Origin of the sequence: Arthrobacter cupressi, assembly GCF_900099975.1 — a bacterium.
Lineage (GTDB): Bacteria > Actinomycetota > Actinomycetes > Actinomycetales > Micrococcaceae > Arthrobacter > Arthrobacter cupressi.
Window position 1 is genome coordinate 87,878 of sequence record NZ_FNEI01000006.1, and the last position, 19,910, is coordinate 107,787.

Here is a 19,910-nt window from a genome sequence, read left to right on the forward strand (position 1 = left end):
CGGGAGCGTCCGGTGACGTCTGGATAAACATTGAGGGACCCCGCAATGCGGGGTCCCTCAATGGAATGCCTGATGGTGCGGGATCAGCCTTCGTTCTTGCTGCTGTCCTTTTCTTCATCCTTGTGCAGGCTTGCGGCGATGTTCTTCACGGCGGTCTTGGCGTCCGTGGCCACCTTGGCGGCGGTGTCCTTCGCGGCATCGGCGACGTCGGCGGCCTTCTCCGCTACGTCGGCCGCGGTCTCCTTGACGGTTTCGGCAACCGATCCGGCGTGCTCACCTTCCGCCTTGACCTCATCGGGAGTGGGGAACGGGATCGGGGCCGAATTCTCCGGTGCGGCCGAGTTCTCCGGGGTCACCGGGACGGGGGTCTTCCACGGGTCCTCGACCGGCTTGGATGCCTTCCATGCGGCAACACCGGCAGCGACGGCGGCGGCAATTACCGTGACGATCAGGAGGCCGCGCTTCTTAGGCTTCTCCTTGCGGCCGAGTCCGGCAGCGACGGCCTTGCCGGTCTCCTCGGCTACCGACTTGAACTGGGCTCCGGCAGCCTGTGCCTGGTCCTGGAGATTGTGGACGACGCCGGAATCCACCAGTTTCTGCGCGACGGCGTCAACCTGGGCGGGCGCGCTTTCGAGGACATGGTGCACGGCGGTCGACGCCTGGCCGAGCTGTTCGGACAATTTAGGCAAGTACTCCTCCACAACCTTGTCGCGGGCAACTCCGAGTGCCGGGGTTGCTTTGTTCAGTGCTTCCTGGATCTTCGGAGAGGCGTCCTCGACGGCGTCGTGGATCTTCGGCGCGAGGTTCGCCAAGCCTTCCTGGAGCTTCGGGGTAACGGTTGCGACGCCTTCAGCCAGGTTCGTTGCGGCCGTCTTGAGCCCTTCCTGGATCTTCGGAGAGGCGGAATCGATTCCGTGCTGGATACGGGGAACCGCCCAGTTCACGGCAGCTTCGACGCGCGGGGCAGCCCAGTCTTTGGCGGTGTCTACGCCTGCTGCCACGGAGTGCTCAAGGTCGCGGGCAATACGGTCTGATTTCTTCACAACTACCTCCCGATACACATGCTCGTTTGTTGTTAGCCTACGTCGCATGTCCGGCACCGGCTATTCATCCGACGCATTCGCAGGAGATTTCACCGAGCGCGGAACTGACTTACGGGCCCCTGCCGCGTTGACCCTGCATGAAAGAATGGGCCCATGACCATTGCAACCGCAAAAGCAACCATCCACACCAGCCTCGGCGACATCGTGGTGAACCTCTTCGGCAACCACGCGCCCAAGACGGTGGCCAACTTCGTCGGCCTTGCCACTGGCGAGAAGTCCTGGACCCACCCGGAGACCGGCGAAGACAAGACCGGTACCCCGCTGTATGACGGCACGATCTTCCACCGCATCATCAAGGACTTCATGATCCAGGGCGGAGACCCGCTGGGCCGCGGCATCGGTGGCCCGGGCTACAAGTTCGATGATGAAATCCACCCCGAACTGAACTTCAACAGCCCCTACAAGCTGGCCATGGCCAACGCCGGCATCCAGATGGGCAAGGGCACCAACGGTTCCCAGTTCTTCATCACCACGGTCAACACGGACTGGCTGTTCGGCAAGCATTCCATCTTCGGTGAGGTGGCAGACGACGAGTCCAAGAAGGTCGTCGACGCCATCGAGGCCGTCCGCACCGGCATGGGCGACCGTCCGGTCGAAGACGTCGTCATCAACAGCATCGACGTCGTCCAGCTCTGATTTCCGGAGCCTGAATAACACATGAGCTTTGGATACCCGGCGGCGGAGCCGTCAGCAGGCGTTCCGGTCTGTCCCAGGCATCCGGACCGGCCCTCCTATGTGCGGTGCCAGCGTTGCGGCCGCCCGGCGTGCCCGGAATGCCAGCGGGCGGCCGCCGTCGGGTTCCAATGCGTTGACTGCGTCAACGAACTGAAGCGTTCGACGCCGTCAGTCCGTTCCGTGTACGGCGGCACCGCCGTCGCCGGCCGCCCTACGGTGACGCTGGCACTGATTGCCGCCTGCGTCCTGGTGTACGTCCTGCAGTGGATCGTGCCCGGGGACGCCATTTTCCAGAACTTCGCGTTCGCCTCATTCTTCGCAGATCCACAGTACGGCCGCTTTGAGCCGTGGCGCATGCTCACCGCAGCTTTTCTGCATTCCCAGGGCTTCTTCCTCCATATCGCTCTCAACATGTACACGCTGTGGATCTTCGGCCAGGCCCTTGAGCCCTTGCTCGGCCGCGCACGCTTCCTTGCCATTTACCTCTTGTCCGCGATCGGCGGTTCGGTAGGCTACTTCCTGCTCACACCGTTGGACCCGCCGATCGCGGTGGTTGGCGCCTCCGGCGCTGTCTTCGGCCTGTTCGGGGCCATGCTGGTGATCCAACGGCACCGCGGCGGTGACACTAGGCAACTGTGGGTGCTGATCGCCATTAACGGGGTCATCGGCTTCATGGTCTCCGGCATTGCCTGGCAGGCGCATCTTGGCGGGCTCATCACCGGTGCGCTCAGCGCCGCCGTGGTCGCCTATGCCCCGCGCGGGCCGCGCCGCGCGCTGTTCCAGGCCGGTGGGCTCGCTGTCGTCGCGCTGCTCCTCGTGCTCGCCAGCGCCTTCCGCGCGGCCTCCGTCTAGCGCGGTAGACCCGCGGCCCTGGCTGCCGCCTCCCCCGCCGCCGTCCCGCCCCTTCTTTTGGCGTGCACGGCCGGCGATCCAAGGCCATCCCGGATGAACGTCCATGCTCCTGGGAACACCCAGCCTCAACTTTTCCACAGCTGTTATCCACACTGTGTGTAACTTACAGCTATGTAGTTCACCCGATGTGTTCCCCTATCCGCGCCTTTTTCTTGGATGAAACTGCGGCGCGACCACAATGGGTCCACAGCTGTGGATAACTTCCCGGAGCCTCCTTGTGGTTATGTGGACAAATCGGCCAGATCGGTCCTGGTTGTGGAAAAGACCCGGGAGAAGTGGAATCCACAGCCCACAGGGTGCGATATCAACAGGCTTTTCAACACTGTTAATAACTCACACGGCTGTAGTTCAACCCCTCAAACCACGCCGGAAACGGCTCGAAACCGGGGTTTTCGCCGGCCGATAGCCACAGCTTTTCCCCAGCTGTGGATAACTTGTGGGAGGCGGCTTGTTGTTAAGTGGGTAACTTCGCCGGGCTAGACAGCAGGGGCCGAAAGGACCTTGCCGGTGGGAGAAGATGAAGTTGTCCATCCTGGCACCGTGAACACTTGGTGAAGCCCAAGCCACGATCCACAGCCTTGTTCACAGTGGGGAAAACCAGCGACCGGACCCGGGCGGCAGAAAAGCCCGGAAATCCAGGGTTTCCAGGGCTGGCGGCGGGCTTTCCACACTGCGTTTCCACACCTGTGGAAAAAGTTGCCCACTTTTGTGGACAGCCCCGGAGGGGGTCGCTACATCCAGATCCCGGAGCTCCCGCGGCGGTGGCTGTCCACAAGGTGGGTATCGATCATGCCGATCGCTTCCATCAGGGCGTACATCGTGGTGGGGCCCACGAACGCGAAGCCTTTCTTCCTCAGCGCCTTCGACAAGGCAATCGACTCCGCCGACTGCGTGGCGAGGTCGGCGACGGTGGCGGGCTCCGGCGTCGAATCCGGCTGGAAGGACCACACAAAGTCCACCAGTCCGCCGTCGGCCCGCAGCGCGAGGGTGGCGTTCGCGTTGGTGATCGCGGCACGGATCTTGAGGCGGTTGCGGACGATCCCGGCATCCAGCATGAGCCGCTCGACGTCGGCCTCGCCGAAGTGCGCCACCTTCTCCGGATCGAAGTCCAGGAGGGCCGCACGGAAGGCCTCGCGCTTGCGCAGGATGGTGGCCCAGGACAGGCCCGCCTGGAAGCCCTCGAGGCTGATGCGTTCGTACAGACCGCGTTCATCCCGGACCGGCATGCCCCACTCGGTGTCGTAGTACTCCCGCAGCAGAGGATCGGTGGCCGCCCATGGTGGGCGGGCAAGGCCGTCTTCGCCAAGGATCGTGCCTGCCGGTGTCATGGGGTTCCTCCAAAGGGGATGGTCAACGCTGCTGTGGATATTGTGCGCCCTGGCAGTGACATTGCTACGAAAGGCCGGTAACCCGCATGGTGATGTTGATGCGGCCGTGCTCCAGTCCGCAGTCCTGCGGGGCGGTTCCAGGATGCACCTTGACCACTCCGTGGTAGGCGAAGCGGGATGAGCCGCCGAACACGAAGAGGTCCCCGGAGCGCAGGACAAGATCCGTGTAGGGCTTGCCGCGGCTTTCGGTGTTGCCGAAGCGGAACACGCAGCTGTCACCGATGCTCAAGGAGACCACCGGGGCCGCGGAGCGTTCGTCCTTGTCCTGGTGCATGCCCATCTTGGCCGCGTCATCGTAGAAGTTCACCAACGCGGTGTCCGGCGTGTAGGCGGCCGCCGTTTCCGGCAGGGAGCCGGTGGCCGCGAGTGCCTTGCGGCCAAGCCTTACCATCCAGTCCGGGAAGTCGAGAACCCGGCGGCCATTGACGTCGAAGGCCTCCCGCGTGTACCGGTAGGGCTGCCAATGCCAGCCGAGGCAAACGGTCTGTACCGACATGGGGTGCCCGCCGGGCAGCACTGCCGCCCTGGGCGGCACGGGTCCAGCCGCCCAGCCCCGGAAACGGGCAGCGATCCAGCGCTGCTGCTCCGGACTCAGCCAGCCCGGCACGTGGACGGCGCCGTCGGCGATCCGGCGGGGTCCGGCGTCGGGCACGGTCAGCAGCTCGGCCGGGAACAAGGGCTCTGCCGGGAAAAGCGGCCCGGTCACGCGGCCTCCAGCGCCAGCAGCGTCCGCTTGGCCTCCGCTCCGCCAAGATACCCGCCGAAGGAGCCGTCCGAGCGCACCACCCGGTGACAGGGCACGACGACGGGAAGCGGGTTGCTCGCGCAGGCGGAGCCCACGGCGCGGACGGCCCTGGGACTGCCCGCGGCCTGAGCCACCTGGGCGTAGCTTTCCGTACTGCCGTACGCGATGTGCGGAAGGTGATCCAGCACGCTCAGCCGGAAGCCGCTGCTCAGGCTGAAATCCAGCGCGACGTCGAAACGCCGCCGGGCACCCGCGAAGTATTCCTCCAGCTGGCGGGCCACTGAGTCCAGGGGGGACGGGTCCTCCAGGATCCGGGGACTCAGCTTGTCCGCGAGCGTTTGAAGCACGGCATCGTGGCCTTCCGAGGCGAAGGCGACCCGTACCAGCCCCCGTTCCGTGGCGGCCAGCAACAGCGGGCCGAGCGGCGAATCGACCGTGCAGTAGGAAACGTCGACGAGGTGCCGGTTCGCGGCGGCAGCAGCCAACCGTGCGTGCAGGCGCTCCAGCGTGCCCGCGCCGATTTCCTCCAGGCCGGCCCGGAGTCCTTCGGGCAACACCGGGACGTTGTTGTCACTCATCGGCTTGTCTTTCATCGGTCGGCTCCTTGGGAAGCTGCGCTGCGGGGCTGGATGAGGGCGGCACGGAGGGCTTTGACGCCATCGGCACCTGCACGGCGGGCGGCCTCGGGCGTGACCCCCAGCAGCGCAGAGACGTCCTTGTACGGCAGGCCGGCCAGGTAGTGGTATGCCACGGCCTGCCGCTGTTTCGGTGGAAGCTGCCCGACGGCGTCGAGCACTTCCGGGTGTCCCTCCCCCGGGATGCCGAGCGGGGATTCGCGGGGCGGGAGTTCGTCCATGGGCAGGGACTGGCGCTGCCGGGCACGGAGGATGTCGATGGCCTTGCGGTGGGCGATGGTCACCAGCCAGGCCTGCACCGTGGCGTCGTCCGGCAGTTCGGGGTAGGCCTTCAGCGCGGACAGGAAGGTTTCGGACCAGGCATCTTCGGCATCGTGGGCCCCGAGGACAGCACGGCAGACCCGCAACACCACGGCACCGTGGGCGCTGACGACCTTCTCAAAGGGCGGCTTGCCCATCAGAAGAGTTTGCTTTCCTTCACGGCGACGGGTTCCTCAAGTTCCAGCAGGAAGCGCTTGTTCGCCAGGCCGCCGGCATAACCGGTCAGGCGGCCGTCGCTGCCGACCACGCGGTGGCAGGGAATGATGATGCTCAGCGGGTTCCTGCCCACTGCGGATCCCACCGCCTGGGCGAGATTCGGGTCGCCGAGCCCGGCGGCGAGGGCACCGTAGCTGACGGTTTCCCCATAGGGAATTTCTTCGAGCCGGGCCCAGACGCGTTCCTGGAACTCGTTGCCGCTCGCCTTGTATTCGAGGTCGAACGACGTGCGCTCCCCGCGCAGGTACTCCCGGAGTTGTGCGATAACGGGGGCGAAAGGCGGGTCGGCAGGGTTGGCGCGCTCACCGAAGAATTCCGGAGGTGGCATGTGCCAGTGGCCTTCGTAGAAGACACCGCTGAGCACCCCGTCCCGGGCCGTCAGGGTCAGGGTTCCGAGCGGGGAATCGATGGTGGTGTGCCTGGTGGTCATATCAGGTAGACGCTGCAGGCGGACGGAATGTGAGGCCGCTTCCGGAAAAGATGGTTCAGGAACGCCAGCGCGTGGTCATGAGGAAGCCCGCGATCGCGATGCCGAAGCCGGCCACGATATTCCAGGATTCCCATGCCGCCACGGGGTACTGGCCGCTGGTGATGTAGAAGGTGATGATCCACAGCAGCCCGACGATCATGAGGCCGAACATTACCGGCTTGAACCAGACCGGGTTCGGCTTGTACTGCTCCTTGGCGGCGGTCTCAACAGTGCGGGCAGGCCGCTTGCGGGGCTTCGACTCGGGCACGGTTCCTCCTGGGCCTTTTTGAATGAAGGGCCGCGTGCCGGCTTGATATCCTGCAGGAAGGAAAATTCCAGCGGTCTGCGCGTTCGCGGTACTTCCGGGTTCGTCTCTAGCTGCCAAGTCTAGCCGGACTTCGGGTGCGCTCCGTGCGGCCTCAACGATGGGTTCAGTACAGCAGCCATGAGCACAACCAAGATCCTCGTCGTCGACAACTACGACAGCTTTGTCTACACCCTGGTGGGCTACCTGCAGGAGCTGGGTGCGGAAACCACGGTGGTCCGCAACGACGACGTCACCCTTGCGGAGGCGATCGAGCTTGCCGACGCCCGCGACGGCGTCCTGGTCTCCCCCGGCCCGGGAACGCCGGCCGAAGCCGGGGTCTGCATCGAGCTCATCAAATGGTGCGGCAAAAACAACAAGCCCATGTTCGGTGTGTGCCTGGGCCACCAGGCGCTGGCCGAAGCCTACGGCGGCACGGTCACCCACGCCCCGGAACTCATGCACGGCAAGACTTCCCCGGTACAGCATGAGGGTAAGAGTGTCTTCGCCGGACTGCCCTCCCCGGTGACGGCCACCCGGTACCACTCCCTGGCGGCCGTCCGCGAGACCATTCCGGACGTCCTGGAGATCACAGCAGAAACCGCCAACGGCGTAGTCATGGGCCTGCAGCACAAGACTGCTCCCCTGTGCGGAGTGCAGTTCCACCCCGAGTCGGTACTCACCGAGGGCGGCTACCAGATGCTGGGCAACTGGCTCGAATCGCTCGGCATGGCCGGTGCGGCCGCGAAGGCTGCAACCCTCAGCCCGCTGATCCAGCGCTAAGCCAGCCCTTCAACCAAGAGCCCCCTTCAACCGAGAGCCAGCGGGCTGGTAGTCCGGCCGCCGGGGTGCCCTTATCCCTGGGATTTGCCGCTTTGGGTGGGTTTCGGCTTCGGCGTCTCGGACGGGGTGGGCGTCGGCTCCGGCGCCGGCGCCGGGGCCTTCGCCACTGTCACCGTGACCGTGCTGCCCTGGTCCACGAGGGCCTTCGCTTCAGTGCTCTGCCTGGTGACGGTTCCCGGAGCTACCTGGCTGTTTTCCTGCTCCACTACTTCCATCGTCAGGCCGAGGTCCTGCAGGGCCTTCTCTGCCTCGGCGCGCGTCCGGCCCACGAGCTGCGGCATCGCCACCTTGCCGCTGGAAACCACCAGCTGAACGGGGCTTCCAGGCGCCACGACCGCCCCGGGCGCAGGGTTGCTGCTGATGACGGAGCCTGCCGGAACGGAGGGACTGTTTCCGATGATGGTGCTAGCCGTCAGGCCCACCAGGCGCAGCATGTCCCGCGCGGCGGCCTCGGTCTGGTTCGCCAGGTTCTTGGGCACGGTGACGGAACTGGGCCCGTCGGAGACCTTCAGGGTGACATGGCTTCCCTCGGCCACTTCCGTGCCTACGGACGGGTCCGTGCCGATGGCCGTTCCCTGCGGGATTTTGTCGTCGTTCACCCGCACGGGAGCGTCGGGAACGAGCTTCGCGTCGTAGATCCTGCGGATGGCGTCGGCTTCGCTCATGTTGGCGACCGACGGGATCAGGACCTTGACCGGCTCGGCCGGCTTCTGGTTCATGAAGTAGTACAGCCCCAGGCCGACGCCCGCCAGGACCAGCACGGTGAAGAGGATGACGACGGCGGTCCATGCCCGGCGTCGTGACTTCTGGCGCCGCGTCCGCTCGCGTTCGGGCGGGAAGCCGAGCGGCATGGCGTCGTCGTCGGGCTCGTCGGTGTAGTTTGCCGGCAGCGGTTCCTCGTTCGCGTGGTTGCGGCCCGCATTGCCGTCGAGGAAGCCGATGCCGGTGAAGCCGACCAGCGTCTCCGGTTCGCTGTCCTGCCCGGCCCCGGGGCCGACGTCGTCCGTTCCGTTCGCCGTTTCCGGTTCCGTGACTGCGGGGACTGCTATGCCGTTGAGGGCCGCGCGCAGGGCGCGGCGGAAGGCGGCGGCGTCCGGGAACCGGTCCGCCCGCTCCTTCTGCAGGCCCTTCGCCAGGACGCTGTCCAGTGCCTCGGAAACTTCGGGGTTGAAGCTGCTTGGCGCCGCGGGCGTTTCCCGGACGTGCTGGTACGCGAGCGAGACCGGGCTGTCTCCTGTGAAGGGGGGCCGCGAAGTCAGCATCTCGAAGAGCAAGCACGCCGCGGAGTAGAGGTCGCTCCGGGCGTCCACTGCTTCACCGCGGGCCTGCTCCGGGGACAGGTACTGGGCGGTGCCCACCACGGCCTGCGTCTGCGTCATGGTGGCGGCCGAATCGGCGATGGCCCGTGCGATGCCGAAGTCCATCACCTTCACGGTGTTGTCGTCGCAGACCATGACATTTCCGGGCTTGATGTCGCGGTGGACGATTCCGGCCTTGTGGCTGTATTCCAGGGCGGACAGGACGCCGAGGCAGAGCTCCACGGCCTTGTTGATGTCCAGCTCATTGCTGCGGATCAGCTCCCGCAGAGTCCGGCCGGACACGTACTCCATGACGATGTACGGAACCCGGACGGTCTCGCCGTGGCCGGCGTCCACGGTGTATTCACCGGTGTCGTAGATCGCCACAATCGAGGGATGGTTCAACGACGCCACGGCGTGGGCCTCACGCTTGAACCTGGCCTGGAACTGGGGGTCCCGGGCCAGGTCCGCGCGCAGCAGCTTCACGGCCACGGTGCGGCCGAGCAGCGTGTCAGTACCGCGGTGCACATCCGCCATGCCGCCGCGGCCCAGGAGTTCTCCTAGTTCATACCGCCCGTTGAGGACGCGCTGGTCTGTCACCGGATGGCTGTCCTCTCTGTGCGCGGGTGCCGAACGTCGGGTATCCATGGGTTCCTATTTGGTGGACGACGGGGACGGTGATGCAGTGGCCTTGGACAGATGGTAGACGACGGTGGCGCCCGAGTTGACCTCGGTGCCCGCGCGTGGCTCGGTGCTGACGAAGGTGTCCGGCGCCTGGCCGACCTCGCCTTCGACCGGGTCACCCTTCACCCAGCGCAGCCCGGCGCCTTCGATGGCGGCCCGGACCTGGGCTTCCGTGGCGCCCGCGGCGATGGTGGGAACGGCAATCTTTTCCGGCCCCTTCGAATAACTGACCTCGATGGTTTCCCCCTTCAAGACCGGGCCCGAAGGCTCGATGTTGGTAACGGTACCCGGTGTGGACGTGTTGAAAACCTCTGTTCCCTTCACCGCGAAGCCAAGAGCGATTAGTTCACTGCGGACGGTCTCGTAAGGGCGGCCGAGATACTGTGCCGGAATCAGGTCCACCGTGGCCGGCGTGGATTCGGTCGGGCTTGGCGTCTCCGAGGTCTCCGTGGCGCTGGGCGAGGCCGAACTGGGCGAGGCACTGGTCGACACCGGACGGCTCGTGCTCGACGACGGCGCCGGGGACACCGGGTTGAACAGCCCCATTTGGGTGAGCAGGAAGCCCAGCCCGGCGAAGAGGAGCAGGAGCAGCAGGGCAATCAGCGGCCAGGTCCACGGGCTGCGCTTCCTGCGGGCCGGCTGCGGCTCGTAGTCCTCCTCGTCCTCTTCGGTGTAGAGCACTCTGGACTCGTCCGGGTTGTAGTTCCGTTCGGCCGCCAGGGAGTCGGAGCGGGAGGGCTGCTGGCCGGCTGCGGCTCCCGCAACTGCCCCTGCACCGAGCACCGGAAGCGCGGAAGTCGCCGTCGTCTGTTCCCTGCCGTGGGCAGTGCCCACAATCCCGGTCGCCGCGGTCGCGACGCCGGTGGGCGCCGTAATGGGGCCGGTGGCCCCTTCGAACAGGAGCATCCCGGGAACGGCGGCGTGTGCCGCGGAGATATTCCCCGCGCGGATTGCTTCGGCGGCTTCAGCCAGCTTGATGGCATCCGCCGGACGGTTCCTGGGATCCTTGGCCAGCATCGACATCAGCAGGGCCCGGACCGGAACCGGAAGGCTCTCCGGCAGCGGCGGCGGGGCGTCGTTGACCTGGGCGAGGGCGATGGCGATCTGCGATTCGCCGGAGAACGGGCGGTGTCCTGTGAGGGACTCGTAACCGATAACGCCCAGGGAATATATGTCCGACGAGCCGGTCGCGGTCTGCCCGGTGGCCTGCTCGGGGGCGAGGTACTGCGCGGTTCCCATGACCTGGCCGGTCTGGGTTAGCGGTACCTGGTCCGCGAGGCGCGCGATACCGAAGTCCGTCACCTTGACCCGGCCGTCCGGGGTGATGAGCAGGTTGCCTGGCTTCACGTCGCGGTGCACCAGGCCCTGGGCGTGGGCCACGGCCAGCGCACGGGCGGTCTGCGAAATGATGGACATGGCGCGGTCCGGCGAAAGTACGCGTTCCCGTTCAAGGATGGTGCTCAGGGGCTGGCCCGGCACTAGTTCCATGACGAGGTAGGCGGAGCCTTCTTCCTCCCCGTAGTCGAACACGTTGGCGATTCCCACGTGGTTCAGGAGGGCCGTGTGGCGCGCCTCGGCGCGGAACCGCTGCAGGAAGCCGGGGTCGCCCGTGTATTCCTCCTTGAGGACCTTGATGGCGACGATGCGGCCCAGGACCTGGTCCTTGGCCTTCCAGACCTCCCCCATCCCCCCGATCGCAATCCGGCTGGTCAGCTGGAACCTGCCGCCGAGGGTGATTCCTGACGTAGGTCTCACTTGTTCAACACCGCCTCAAAGATCTTCTTCGCATTCGGACTGGTTAGCTGTGCGCCGGTGGTCACATCGACACCTTCGATCACGATGGTGACGGCCACCTGCGGGTCATTTGCCGGGGCGAACCCGGTAAACCATGAATTGTTCAAGCCGCTGTCTCCCAGCTGGGCGGTGCCGGTCTTTCCGGCCACCTCCACGCCCGGGACGGCGGCGCCCCCGCCGATGCCCTTGGACACGACGCCGGTCATCCACTCGGTGATCTGGCGCGCGATCGCGGGGCTGGTCGAGTTGCGGAGGACTTCCGGCTCGGGTTCGCTAATGACCCGCAGGTCAGGGGCGCGCACATTCTTGATGAGGTTCGGTTTCATCTGCACGCCGCCGTTGGCGATCGCGGCGGTCATCATCGCGATCTGCAGCGGCGTCGCCTTGACGTCCCGCTGCCCGACGGCGGATTGTGCCAGGGCGGCATCGTCCAGGTCCGGAGGGAAGACGCTGACCGCGGACTGGAGTTTGAGCTGGTCACCGAAGTCCTGGCCGAAGCCGAACTTGCGCGCCTGGTCCGCGATCGCTTCCTGGCCGAGGTCCAGGGCGATGCGGGCAAAGGGAGTGTTGCAGGACTGCTCCAGTGCGAAGGCGAAGTCCGCCGTGGTGCGCGTGTAGCAGTTGCCGCCCGCGTAGTTCGGCAGTGAGGCCGAGGAACCCGGCAGCGGCAGGCTCGCCGGGTTGGGCAGCTCGCTGTCCTTGTTGTACTTGCCGGAGTTCAGGGCGGCCGCAGTGTCGATCAGCTTGAAGACCGAGCCGGGAGCCAGCAGGGCACCTGTGGGTCCGCTGACGGACTGGTTCAGGTTGATGCCCGGAATCTTGTTGAGCTGCTCGAAGCTGGCCTGCTCCTTGGCCACATCATGGGTGGCGATCAGGTTCGGGTCGTAGGACGGCTTGGAGACCATGGCGAGGATGGCGCCGGTCTTCGGGTTCGTCACCACGATCGAGCCGCGCTGGCCGTCCGGGATCAGGTCGTAGGCGAGCTTCTGGATTTGCGGGTCGAGGGTGAGCTCAACGGAAGCGCCCTTCGCCTGGCGGCCCAGGAAGACCTGGCTGATCCGGTCGAGGAACAGCTGGTCCGAGCTGCCGGCGAGCTCGTCACGGAGTTCCTGCTCGAGGCCGCTGGCACCATACGTGCGCGAGAAGTAGCCGGTAATTCCGGCGTAGAGCTCCGGCTGCGTGTACTTGCGCTGGAAGCTGCAGGTTTCGTCCCCGGCCACCGACTCGGCGATCGGCTTGCCGGCAACAATGATTGCGCCGCGGTCCTTGCAGTAGTCGGCCAGGACCGCCCGCTGGTTCCACGGGTTGTCATTGAGTTCGTCAGCACCAACTACCTGGACGTAGCTGATGGCGCCGAAGATCAGGGCGAACATGGCGACGGCGGCCAGCCATGCGCTGCGGATGGACTGGTTCACGGCTGCTTCACCGCCTCGCTGGGGGTATCGGTCATGGGTGTGGTGTCGATGGGGCTGCGGGCCGTGTGCGAAATCATCAGCAGCAGGCCCACGATGATCCAGTTGGCCAGCAGCGAGGAGCCGCCTGCCGCCAGGAACGGCGTGGTGAGGCCGGTCAGCGGGATCAGGCGGGTCACGCCGCCGATCACCACGAAGCATTGCAGCGCGATGGCGAAGGAGAGTCCGCAGGCGAGCAGCTTGCCGAAGGCGTCCCGGGTGCCCAGGGCCGCACGGAAGCCGCGGGTGAACAGCAGCAGGTACAGCAGGACCACGGCGAACAGGCCGATCAGGCCCAGCTCCTCGCCGATCAGGGCGATGATCATGTCGCTGTTGGCGAAGGGAACGAGGTCCGGACGGCCCTGGCCAAGGCCCGTGCCGACCAGTCCGCCGTCGGCCATGCCGAACAGGCCCTGGACGATCTGCCGGCTGCCGCCGGGGAAGCGGTCGTACACCTCGGGCGTGAACGCGTTCCACCAGCTGTCCAGGCGGAAGCCCACGTGCGGGAAGATCCGCGATGCGACAAAACCGCCGCCCAGGATCAGGCCAAGGCCGATCACCACCCAACTGATGCGGCTGGTGGCGACGTAGATCATCACGATGAACAGGCCGAAGAACAGGATGGATGAGCCAAGGTCGCGCTGGAACACCAGCACACCAATGCTCACAAGCCACGCCGTAATCATCGGACCCATGTCCTTGAACCGCGGGAACTGCAGCGGCCCGATCTTGCGCCCGGCCAGCAGGATCAGGTCCCGGTTTGAGGACAGATACCCCGCGAAGAATACGGCCAAGGTGATCTTGGCGATTTCGCCGGGCTGGAAGGTCATGGGGCCGAGCCGGATCCAGACCCGGGCGCCCAGTACCTCGCCCGCGGAGATGAACGGGATCAGCGGCAGCACCAGCAGAATGGCGCTGGCCGCCAGCGAAATGAAGGTGAAACGGCGCAGGATCCGATGGTCCTTCAGGAACCAGATCACGGTAATCGCGACGGCGACCGCAATGAGCGTCCAGCGCAACTGGTTGTTACCGGTGTCGTCCCCGGGACCGTCCATCCGGTGGATGAGGGCCAGGCCGAGGCCGTTCAGGGCCACCACAATCGGAAGTATTGCCGGATCGGCATATTTCGCCCGCAGGCGCAGCACAATGTGGAACGCGAAGGCGGCAACGGCCAGCAGGCTCGACTGGAACCAGAAATCGTTGTCGAACGGGGTCTCGGAGTTGAGGTCCACCATGGCGCTGGCACCGATACCGACGGCGAGGGCAAGCACCAGGAGGGCAAGCTCGACGTTGCGGCGCGGCTTGGGTGCGGCGTCGGGCTGGATCATGGCGACACCTCCTCGCATGAAGCGTTGCTCGGCGTGGCCGTCGGCGACGCGGACGGGGTGGCTGAGGGCGAAGCCTTGGTGGACGGCGTTGCCTTGGCGCCGGGCGACGGAGTCGGCTTCGCGCTCGGCGTGGGACACGCGGATGGGGTGGAATCGTCCGGTTCCTCAAGGTTGTGCACGATGCGCTGCGCCGCCTCGAGGCTGTCCGCCGGGATGGTCTGCCGCACGCGCTGCTGCTGGAATTCGGGGAGTGAATCCAAGGGCAGTTCCGTTACGGATTCCAGGTTGGACAGCTGGATGGGGCCCAGGCGCTGGGAGATTCCGTTGAAGATCGCCACCCGGTTGTCGTATTCGCCCACGTAGAAGCGGGTCTGGGTCCAGGCATAGCCAAGCCACAGCCCGGCCACCAGGAACACGGCCAGGACGGCGGCCGCGAGAATGGTGAGCCAACGGCGCCGCCTGGTGGGCAGGACCACTACTTCTTCGCGGTCCTGTTCGGCTTTGTGGGTGAGCATGGTGGCAGCCCGGCGCGCGACACTGCGCCCGGCCACGGTGGGGATGGATCCGGTTTCTGCGGCTGTGGCGGCGGCACCCACCAGTTCGTGCGGACGGGAGGCGAGTTCCTCGCGGAGGACCTCGGCGGAAAGGTGCTCCCCCAGGTGCGGGTCCGTCACGGCAGGCGGCTCGCCCGCGGACGTGCCGCCGTCGTCCCCCGCCGCTGTCGGTGCCGGGCCGGCGGGCGCGTCACCCGTCGTCCCGGAGAAAGCGGCGCGAACCGTGGTGCCGGCGTCCTTTCCAGCGGTGACCGATTCAGCCGCCGCGGGCTTGGCGGCCGCTGCTTTTGCGGGCGCTGTTTCACCGGCCGCGGTGCTTTCCTTCGCGTCACCCGACTCGGGTTCGGCGGGGGCGACGATGTCCACGGACGCCGTGTTGACGTCGTCGCCGGTTTCTTCGGCGATCTCAAGCATCACCACGGTGACGTTGTCCGGGGCGCCGTTGGCCAGCGTCAGCTGGATCAGCAGTTCAGCGCATTCGGCGAGGTTGCGGGTCTCCCGGACCACCTGCTCCACCACCGGGCCGGGCACATAGTTCAGCCCGTCGGAGCACAGCAGCCAGCGTTCGCCGGCTTCGACGTCCAGGACCGCCAGGTCCAGCTCGGGGCTGGCATCGACGTCGCCGAGCACCCGCATGAGGACGTTCTTGTGCGGATGCGTTTCGGCTTCCTCCGGACGGAGCCGGCCCTCGTCGATGAGCCGCTGCACGAAGGTGTGGTCCACGCTGATCTGCTCGAAGGTGGTGCCGCGCAGTCGGTAGGCACGGGAATCGCCGATGTGGGCGAAGTGCAGCTGCTTGTCTTCCAGCAGGAGCGCCGTGACGGTGGTGCCCATGCCGGCCAGCTTCGGATCCATGTGTACGAGCTCGGAGAGCAGGGAGTTGGCGGTCTGGATCTCGTCGGCGAGGACGGTTTCGGCGCCTTCGGGATAGTCATCGTGGTCCAGGTGGATCATGTCCAGGACGGTGGAGGCGGAGGCGACGTCGCCGCCCGCATGCCCGCCCATGCCGTCGGCGACCACGGCGAGGTGGCGGCCCGCGTAGGCCGAATCGTCGTTCTTGGCGCGGAGGCGGCCGACGTCAGAGCGCGCCGCGTACCGCATGATCAGCGGGCGCGCGTCAGGCGTGGGCTTTCCCTCGGAAGCCTGGGGTGACGCCATGGCTATGGCCTCAATTCAATGACCGTCTTGCCGATCCTCACGGGGACGCCAAGCTCCACCGGCAGGGCCCGGGTCAGTTGCTGGTCGGCCAGGTAGGTGCCGTTGGTGGAGCCGAGATCTTCGATGAACCAGCGGCTGCCCTGCGGGAACAGGCGTGCGTGCCGGCCCGAGGCGTAGTCGTCTTCCAGGACCAGGGTGGCTTCCTGGGCGCGGCCGAGCAGGATGGGGCTCGCTGCCAGCGGCAGCGTGGTGCCCTTGAGCGGACCTTCGACGACGACGAGCTGCCGTGCCTGCTGCTTTGCCACCGGCGCGGGGGGCGCCAGTTCGGGGTGCTTGCGTACTTCCCGTGCGGTCGGGGCGCCCGTGGCCGCCTTGCGACCGATCATGAGGTCCCGGCGCATGGCCGACACGATGCTGAAAACCAGCACCCACAGGAGCAACAGAAAGCCGAAGCGCAGGGCCGTGATGGTCAGTTCGCTCACGCGCGGCCCCCGGGGTTGTGGCTGCCGGGCTGCACGTTCAGAAGCCTGAAAATGATCTTGGTACGTCCCATCGTGATCGTGGAGCCGTCGGTGAGTTCCGTGCTGCCATCCAATTTGTGCCCATTGACGTAGCTGCCGTTGGTGGAGCCCAGGTCCACGGCACGGACGAAGCCGCCCTCGCTGCGGATTTCGAGGTGCTTGCGTGAGACCCCGGTGTCCTCCACGAGGATGTCCGCTTCCGAGGAACGGCCCAGGATCACCGAGGGCGCGTTGAGTGAGTAGCGCTGGCCGCCGATGTCCAGGACGGGCTGGAGCCGGGAGGGTTCCCGCGACGGAGCCGCAGGAACATTGCTGCGGGGCGCGGGGGAGCCGCCGGATTTTTCGGTCCGGGACGTGATTTCGAAATGGCCCTCGCGCTGGGCGTCATCCTGGCGGAAGGAGATCCGTACCGGCCCCTGCAGGGTGTACCCCTGGCTGCGGACGTGCTGGATGACGACGTCGCACAGTTCCTCCGCGAGTGGAGTACCCCACTCCTGGGCCCGGGTGAAGTCCTCCACGCTGAGCAGGACGTCAAAGACGTTCGGGGCCAGGGTGCGGCCCGCTGCGATGGTGAGGGACTTGTTGTCCAGTTCGCGGCGGAGCCTGCTGGCTATTTCCACCGGTTCCACCTTGGCCCGGGAGCCGGTGGAGAAGACGCCGCGGACGGCTTTTTCAATGCCGCGCTCAACCCTGTCGAGCAATCCCATGGTCTTCCTCCTTCCGTTCCATAGACCCGGCAACAAACTGTGCGGGGGCTTCACTCCCCGCATCAGGCATGGACCTTTGGAGTCCGTGACGGCATGGCCTTATCCGGGCCATTCCTTTCCCGATACTACTGGGGATGGCTGTGAATGGCCTTATTCCACAACGGCCCGGCCTGCGGAAAAGTTCATCGCGGGCGCCCGTGTACCCGGCCCAAGAGGGCTGGAAAACCGCGTAAATCCGGGGTTCGGCAGCCCTGCGGCGGCCCGATTGGTGTTTTTCCTCCAATGTCCGTTATGCTTGATCTCGCTGCTTTTGCAGGGCAGGAAGCGGGGAAACCCGCGGACTGTGTCCGTGCAGAAGAAGTTGCGCGCGAGTGGCGGAACGGCAGACGCGCTGGCTTCAGGTGCCAGTGTCCGAAAGGGCGTGGGGGTTCAAATCCCCCCTCGCGCACGCATCGAAAACACCCCGGTCTTCGGACCGGGGTGTTTTTTGTTACCCCGCGGCCTGCCCCGACGGCCGGGGGCCATGAGGACAGGACAGGTGCCGCGTTCTCAGCCGCCGCGCAATGCCCCGAATCCGGCAACCAGGGCGTCCAGGCCCATGCTAAAGGCGAGGTCCGAGGGGTAGTTCACCGGGCCGAGGCTCTGCATGGCTGCCGTGAAATGCGGAGTGGATTCGGCGAGCTTGCCGGAGTCGAAGATGTCCGCGGGCGCGGTCGCGTCGAAGGCGGCGCCGAAGATGTAGGCCTCGAGGGCCACGATGCAGGGAATGATCCGGTCTTCGGGGAAGCCGGCGCGGAGGAAGCCTTCGGTGACGGCCTCGTACATGGCGAGGGTCTGCGGGGCGTCGGTGACGGGAAGGACGGCGATCACGGAAATCAGGGGAGTGTGGGCCGAGAAGATGTCGCGGTAGGAGTACGCCCATTTCCGGACGGCGTCCTCCCAGGGCAGGGTGCCGAAACCGCTGGAGTCCACCTGGGACATGAGGTCCTCTTCCACGAGCTTGAGGACGTCGTCCTTCGAACCTACGTGGTTGTAAAGCGCCGAAGGGGCCACTCCCAGTGATTTGGCCAGGGCCGCCATGGTGAGCCCGTCGTAGCCCTTCCTGCTCACCAGGGCCAGCGCCGCGGCGGTGATGCCGGCCTTGTCCAACACCGATCCCACGGGCCGGCCGGCCCTCCGGCGCGGCTTCGTTTCGGCCGGTGAGGGGGAGGGCTCGGGCATCAGTGACCTTTCTGGAAACGGCGTTTCCAGCATTATTCCACCGGGGGCTTCCCAGTTACCCAAGTCACGGGTACAGTAGGGATAAATGAATGGCATTCATTTATAGCTTTACAGGCCGGCCAACGGAGCACGGCCACGGAAAGGACATCATGTTGAATCTCGACCGCGACGTCGTCATCGTTGGCGCTGGTCCGTCCGGCCTGACCGCTGCGCGCGAACTGAAGAAGGCCGGGCTCACGGTCGCCGTTCTCGAAGCCCGTGACCGTGTGGGTGGGCGCACCTGGACCGACACCATTGACGGCGCCATGCTCGAAATCGGCGGCCAGTGGGTCTCCCCGGACCAGACCGTCCTCATGGAAACCCTCGAGGAACTCGGCCTGGAAATGTACTCCCGCTACCGCGAGGGCGAGTCCATTTACATCGGCGCGGACCGCAAGCACACCCGCTACACCGGCGCCTCCTTCCCGGTCAGCGAAAGCACCGCCGTCGAGATGGACAAGCTCACCGCCATCCTGGACGGCCTGGCTGCCGAGATCGGCGCCGAGGAGCCCTGGGCCCACCCCAAGGCCCGCGAGCTCGACACGATCTCCTTCCACCATTGGCTGCGCCAGAACTCCCCGGACGAAGAAGCCTGCAACAACATCGGCCTGTTCATCGCCGGCGGCATGCTGACCAAGCCCGCCCACGCCTTCTCCGCCCTCCAGGCAGTCCTCATGGCCGCCTCTGCCGGCTCCTTCAGCAACCTCACCGATGAGGACTTCATCCTGGACAAGCGCGTCATCGGCGGCATGCAGCAGGTCTCCCTGCGGATCGCCGCGGAACTGGGTGACGACGTCGTACTCTCCTCCCCGGTGCGCACCATCAACTGGGAAGAAGCCGCCCCTGGCGACGAAACTGCCGGCCACCGCGTTTCGGTCGAATCCGACCGCGCCACCGTCAACGCCCGCTTCGTCATCATGGCCGTCCCGCCGAACCTGTACAGCCGCGTGTCCTTCAACCCGCCGCTGCCGCGCCGACAGCACCAAATGCACCAGCACCAGTCCCTGGGCCTGGTCATCAAGGTGCATGCCGTCTACGAGACCCCGTTCTGGCGCGAAAACGGCCTTTCCGGCACCTGCTTCGGCGCGGGCTCCCTGGTCCAGGAGGTCTACGACAACACCAACCACGGCGACGCCCGCGGCACCCTGGTCGGCTTCGTCTCCGACGAAAAGGCGGACGCCATGTTCGAACTGAGCGAAGAGGACCGCAAGGCCGCCATCCTGGACTCGATCGCCGAATACCTGGGCGACGAAGCCAAGAACCCTTCCGTCTTCTACCTCTCCGACTGGGGCTCCGAGGAGTGGACGCGTGGCGCCTACGCGGCCAGCTACGACCTCGGCGGACTCTCCCGTTACGGCAAGGACCAGCACACGGCCGTCGGCCCGATCTACTGGTCCTCCTCCGACCTGGCAGCGGAGGGCTACCAGCACGTGGACGGCGCCGTGCGCATGGGCAAGAAGACCGCCGCCCGCATCATCGCGGCGAACGACCGGGCAGCGCAGCCGGTCGCCTAAAGGCAAGCAGGAAAAATTAGAGCGGCCCGG

The 19,910-nt window shown here is 66.1% G+C and carries 19 protein-coding genes and 1 tRNA gene; 5 read left to right on the forward strand and 15 right to left on the reverse strand.

The genetic code is table 11. The annotated features are described in order from the left end of the window. Nucleotides 1-83: 83 nt before the first annotated feature. Nucleotides 84-1,043 (reverse strand): hypothetical protein, encoded by a 960-nt coding sequence (locus tag BLP88_RS08885; RefSeq protein WP_074588539.1) that lies wholly within the window; start codon nucleotides 1,041-1,043, stop codon nucleotides 84-86. Between the two features lie 153 nt (nucleotides 1,044-1,196). Here BLP88_RS08885 and BLP88_RS08890 point away from each other — a divergent pair, with 153 nt between their 5' ends. Next, nucleotides 1,197-1,739 (forward strand): peptidylprolyl isomerase, encoded by a 543-nt coding sequence (locus BLP88_RS08890; protein ID WP_074588540.1) that lies wholly within the window; start codon nucleotides 1,197-1,199, stop codon nucleotides 1,737-1,739. A 21-nt stretch (nucleotides 1,740-1,760) separates the two neighbouring features. Beyond that, nucleotides 1,761-2,630 (forward strand): rhomboid family intramembrane serine protease, encoded by an 870-nt coding sequence (locus BLP88_RS08895; RefSeq protein ID WP_074588542.1) that lies wholly within the window; start codon nucleotides 1,761-1,763, stop codon nucleotides 2,628-2,630. Between the two features lie 791 nt (nucleotides 2,631-3,421). Here BLP88_RS08895 and BLP88_RS08900 read toward each other — a convergent pair. The 6 genes from BLP88_RS08900 to BLP88_RS08925 all read right to left on the reverse strand — a co-directional run bounded on the left by BLP88_RS08900 (nucleotide 3,422) and on the right by BLP88_RS08925 (nucleotide 6,732). Beyond that, nucleotides 3,422-4,018 (reverse strand): DNA-3-methyladenine glycosylase I, encoded by a 597-nt coding sequence (locus BLP88_RS08900; protein WP_074588543.1) that lies wholly within the window; start codon nucleotides 4,016-4,018, stop codon nucleotides 3,422-3,424. 64 nt (nucleotides 4,019-4,082) lie between these two features. Further along, nucleotides 4,083-4,754: an alpha-ketoglutarate-dependent dioxygenase AlkB family protein gene (locus BLP88_RS08905; RefSeq protein WP_074588759.1), complete on the reverse strand. Its 672-nt coding sequence runs from the start codon at nucleotides 4,752-4,754 to the stop codon at nucleotides 4,083-4,085. A gap of 26 nt (nucleotides 4,755-4,780) precedes the next feature. Further along, nucleotides 4,781-5,416: a methylated-DNA--[protein]-cysteine S-methyltransferase gene (locus BLP88_RS08910; RefSeq protein WP_245679819.1), complete on the reverse strand. Its 636-nt coding sequence runs from the start codon at nucleotides 5,414-5,416 to the stop codon at nucleotides 4,781-4,783. Continuing rightward, nucleotides 5,413-5,916 (reverse strand): RNA polymerase sigma factor, encoded by a 504-nt coding sequence (locus BLP88_RS08915; protein WP_074588544.1) that lies wholly within the window; start codon nucleotides 5,914-5,916, stop codon nucleotides 5,413-5,415. Before BLP88_RS08915 ends, BLP88_RS08910 begins: the two co-directional genes overlap by 4 nt. Next, the gene (locus BLP88_RS08920) at nucleotides 5,916-6,425 is read right to left on the reverse strand and encodes a methylated-DNA--[protein]-cysteine S-methyltransferase (RefSeq protein WP_074588546.1); all 510 of its coding nucleotides are present in this window, start codon (nucleotides 6,423-6,425) and stop codon (nucleotides 5,916-5,918) included. The genes BLP88_RS08915 and BLP88_RS08920 overlap by 1 nt, the downstream gene beginning before the upstream one ends. A 55-nt stretch (nucleotides 6,426-6,480) precedes the next feature. Continuing rightward, the gene (locus tag BLP88_RS08925; protein WP_074588547.1) at nucleotides 6,481-6,732 is read right to left on the reverse strand and encodes a cell division protein CrgA; all 252 of its coding nucleotides are present in this window, start codon (nucleotides 6,730-6,732) and stop codon (nucleotides 6,481-6,483) included. 177 nt (nucleotides 6,733-6,909) lie between these two features. Here BLP88_RS08925 and BLP88_RS08930 point away from each other — a divergent pair, with 177 nt between their 5' ends. Beyond that, the gene (locus BLP88_RS08930; protein ID WP_074588549.1) at nucleotides 6,910-7,551 is read left to right on the forward strand and encodes an aminodeoxychorismate/anthranilate synthase component II; all 642 of its coding nucleotides are present in this window, start codon (nucleotides 6,910-6,912) and stop codon (nucleotides 7,549-7,551) included. A 71-nt stretch (nucleotides 7,552-7,622) separates the two neighbouring features. Here the strand turns inward: BLP88_RS08930 and pknB are convergent, their stop codons facing one another. From pknB to BLP88_RS08965, 7 genes are read right to left on the reverse strand one after another with little or no spacing between them, the layout of a single operon-like run. Beyond that, nucleotides 7,623-9,557, reverse strand: coding sequence for a Stk1 family PASTA domain-containing Ser/Thr kinase (pknB, locus tag BLP88_RS08935; protein WP_074588550.1), 1,935 nt, complete (start codon nucleotides 9,555-9,557; stop codon nucleotides 7,623-7,625). Nucleotides 9,558-9,563: 6 nt separating this feature from the next. Beyond that, the gene (locus tag BLP88_RS08940) at nucleotides 9,564-11,348 is read right to left on the reverse strand and encodes a protein kinase domain-containing protein (protein WP_074588552.1); all 1,785 of its coding nucleotides are present in this window, start codon (nucleotides 11,346-11,348) and stop codon (nucleotides 9,564-9,566) included. Then, nucleotides 11,345-12,802, reverse strand: coding sequence for a peptidoglycan D,D-transpeptidase FtsI family protein (locus BLP88_RS08945; RefSeq protein ID WP_074588554.1), 1,458 nt, complete (start codon nucleotides 12,800-12,802; stop codon nucleotides 11,345-11,347). The genes BLP88_RS08940 and BLP88_RS08945 overlap by 4 nt, the downstream gene beginning before the upstream one ends. Beyond that, a complete protein-coding gene (locus BLP88_RS08950; RefSeq protein WP_074588762.1) occupies nucleotides 12,799-14,166 on the reverse strand; it encodes an FtsW/RodA/SpoVE family cell cycle protein in 1,368 nt (455 codons plus the stop codon). The genes BLP88_RS08945 and BLP88_RS08950 overlap by 4 nt, the downstream gene beginning before the upstream one ends. Next, nucleotides 14,163-15,878: a PP2C family serine/threonine-protein phosphatase gene (locus BLP88_RS08955; protein WP_074588556.1), complete on the reverse strand. Its 1,716-nt coding sequence runs from the start codon at nucleotides 15,876-15,878 to the stop codon at nucleotides 14,163-14,165. The genes BLP88_RS08950 and BLP88_RS08955 overlap by 4 nt, the downstream gene beginning before the upstream one ends. Nucleotides 15,879-15,880: 2 nt before the next feature. Then, nucleotides 15,881-16,360, reverse strand: coding sequence for an FHA domain-containing protein FhaB/FipA (locus BLP88_RS08960; protein ID WP_074588557.1), 480 nt, complete (start codon nucleotides 16,358-16,360; stop codon nucleotides 15,881-15,883). Next, on the reverse strand, nucleotides 16,357-17,106 hold the full coding sequence (locus BLP88_RS08965) for an FHA domain-containing protein (protein WP_074588559.1): 750 nt from the start codon (nucleotides 17,104-17,106) through the stop codon (nucleotides 16,357-16,359). The genes BLP88_RS08960 and BLP88_RS08965 overlap by 4 nt, the downstream gene beginning before the upstream one ends. 365 nt (nucleotides 17,107-17,471) lie before the next feature. Here BLP88_RS08965 and BLP88_RS08970 point away from each other — a divergent pair. Beyond that, a tRNA-Leu gene (locus tag BLP88_RS08970) sits at nucleotides 17,472-17,554 on the forward strand. Between the two features lie 101 nt (nucleotides 17,555-17,655). Here the strand turns inward: BLP88_RS08970 and BLP88_RS08975 are convergent. Further along, on the reverse strand, nucleotides 17,656-18,327 hold the full coding sequence (locus tag BLP88_RS08975; RefSeq protein ID WP_245679820.1) for a TetR/AcrR family transcriptional regulator: 672 nt from the start codon (nucleotides 18,325-18,327) through the stop codon (nucleotides 17,656-17,658). Between the two features lie 149 nt (nucleotides 18,328-18,476). Between BLP88_RS08975 and BLP88_RS08980 the strand changes: the two genes are divergently transcribed. Then, the gene (locus BLP88_RS08980) at nucleotides 18,477-19,880 is read left to right on the forward strand and encodes a flavin monoamine oxidase family protein (protein WP_074588562.1); all 1,404 of its coding nucleotides are present in this window, start codon (nucleotides 18,477-18,479) and stop codon (nucleotides 19,878-19,880) included. Nucleotides 19,881-19,910 lie beyond the last annotated feature (30 nt).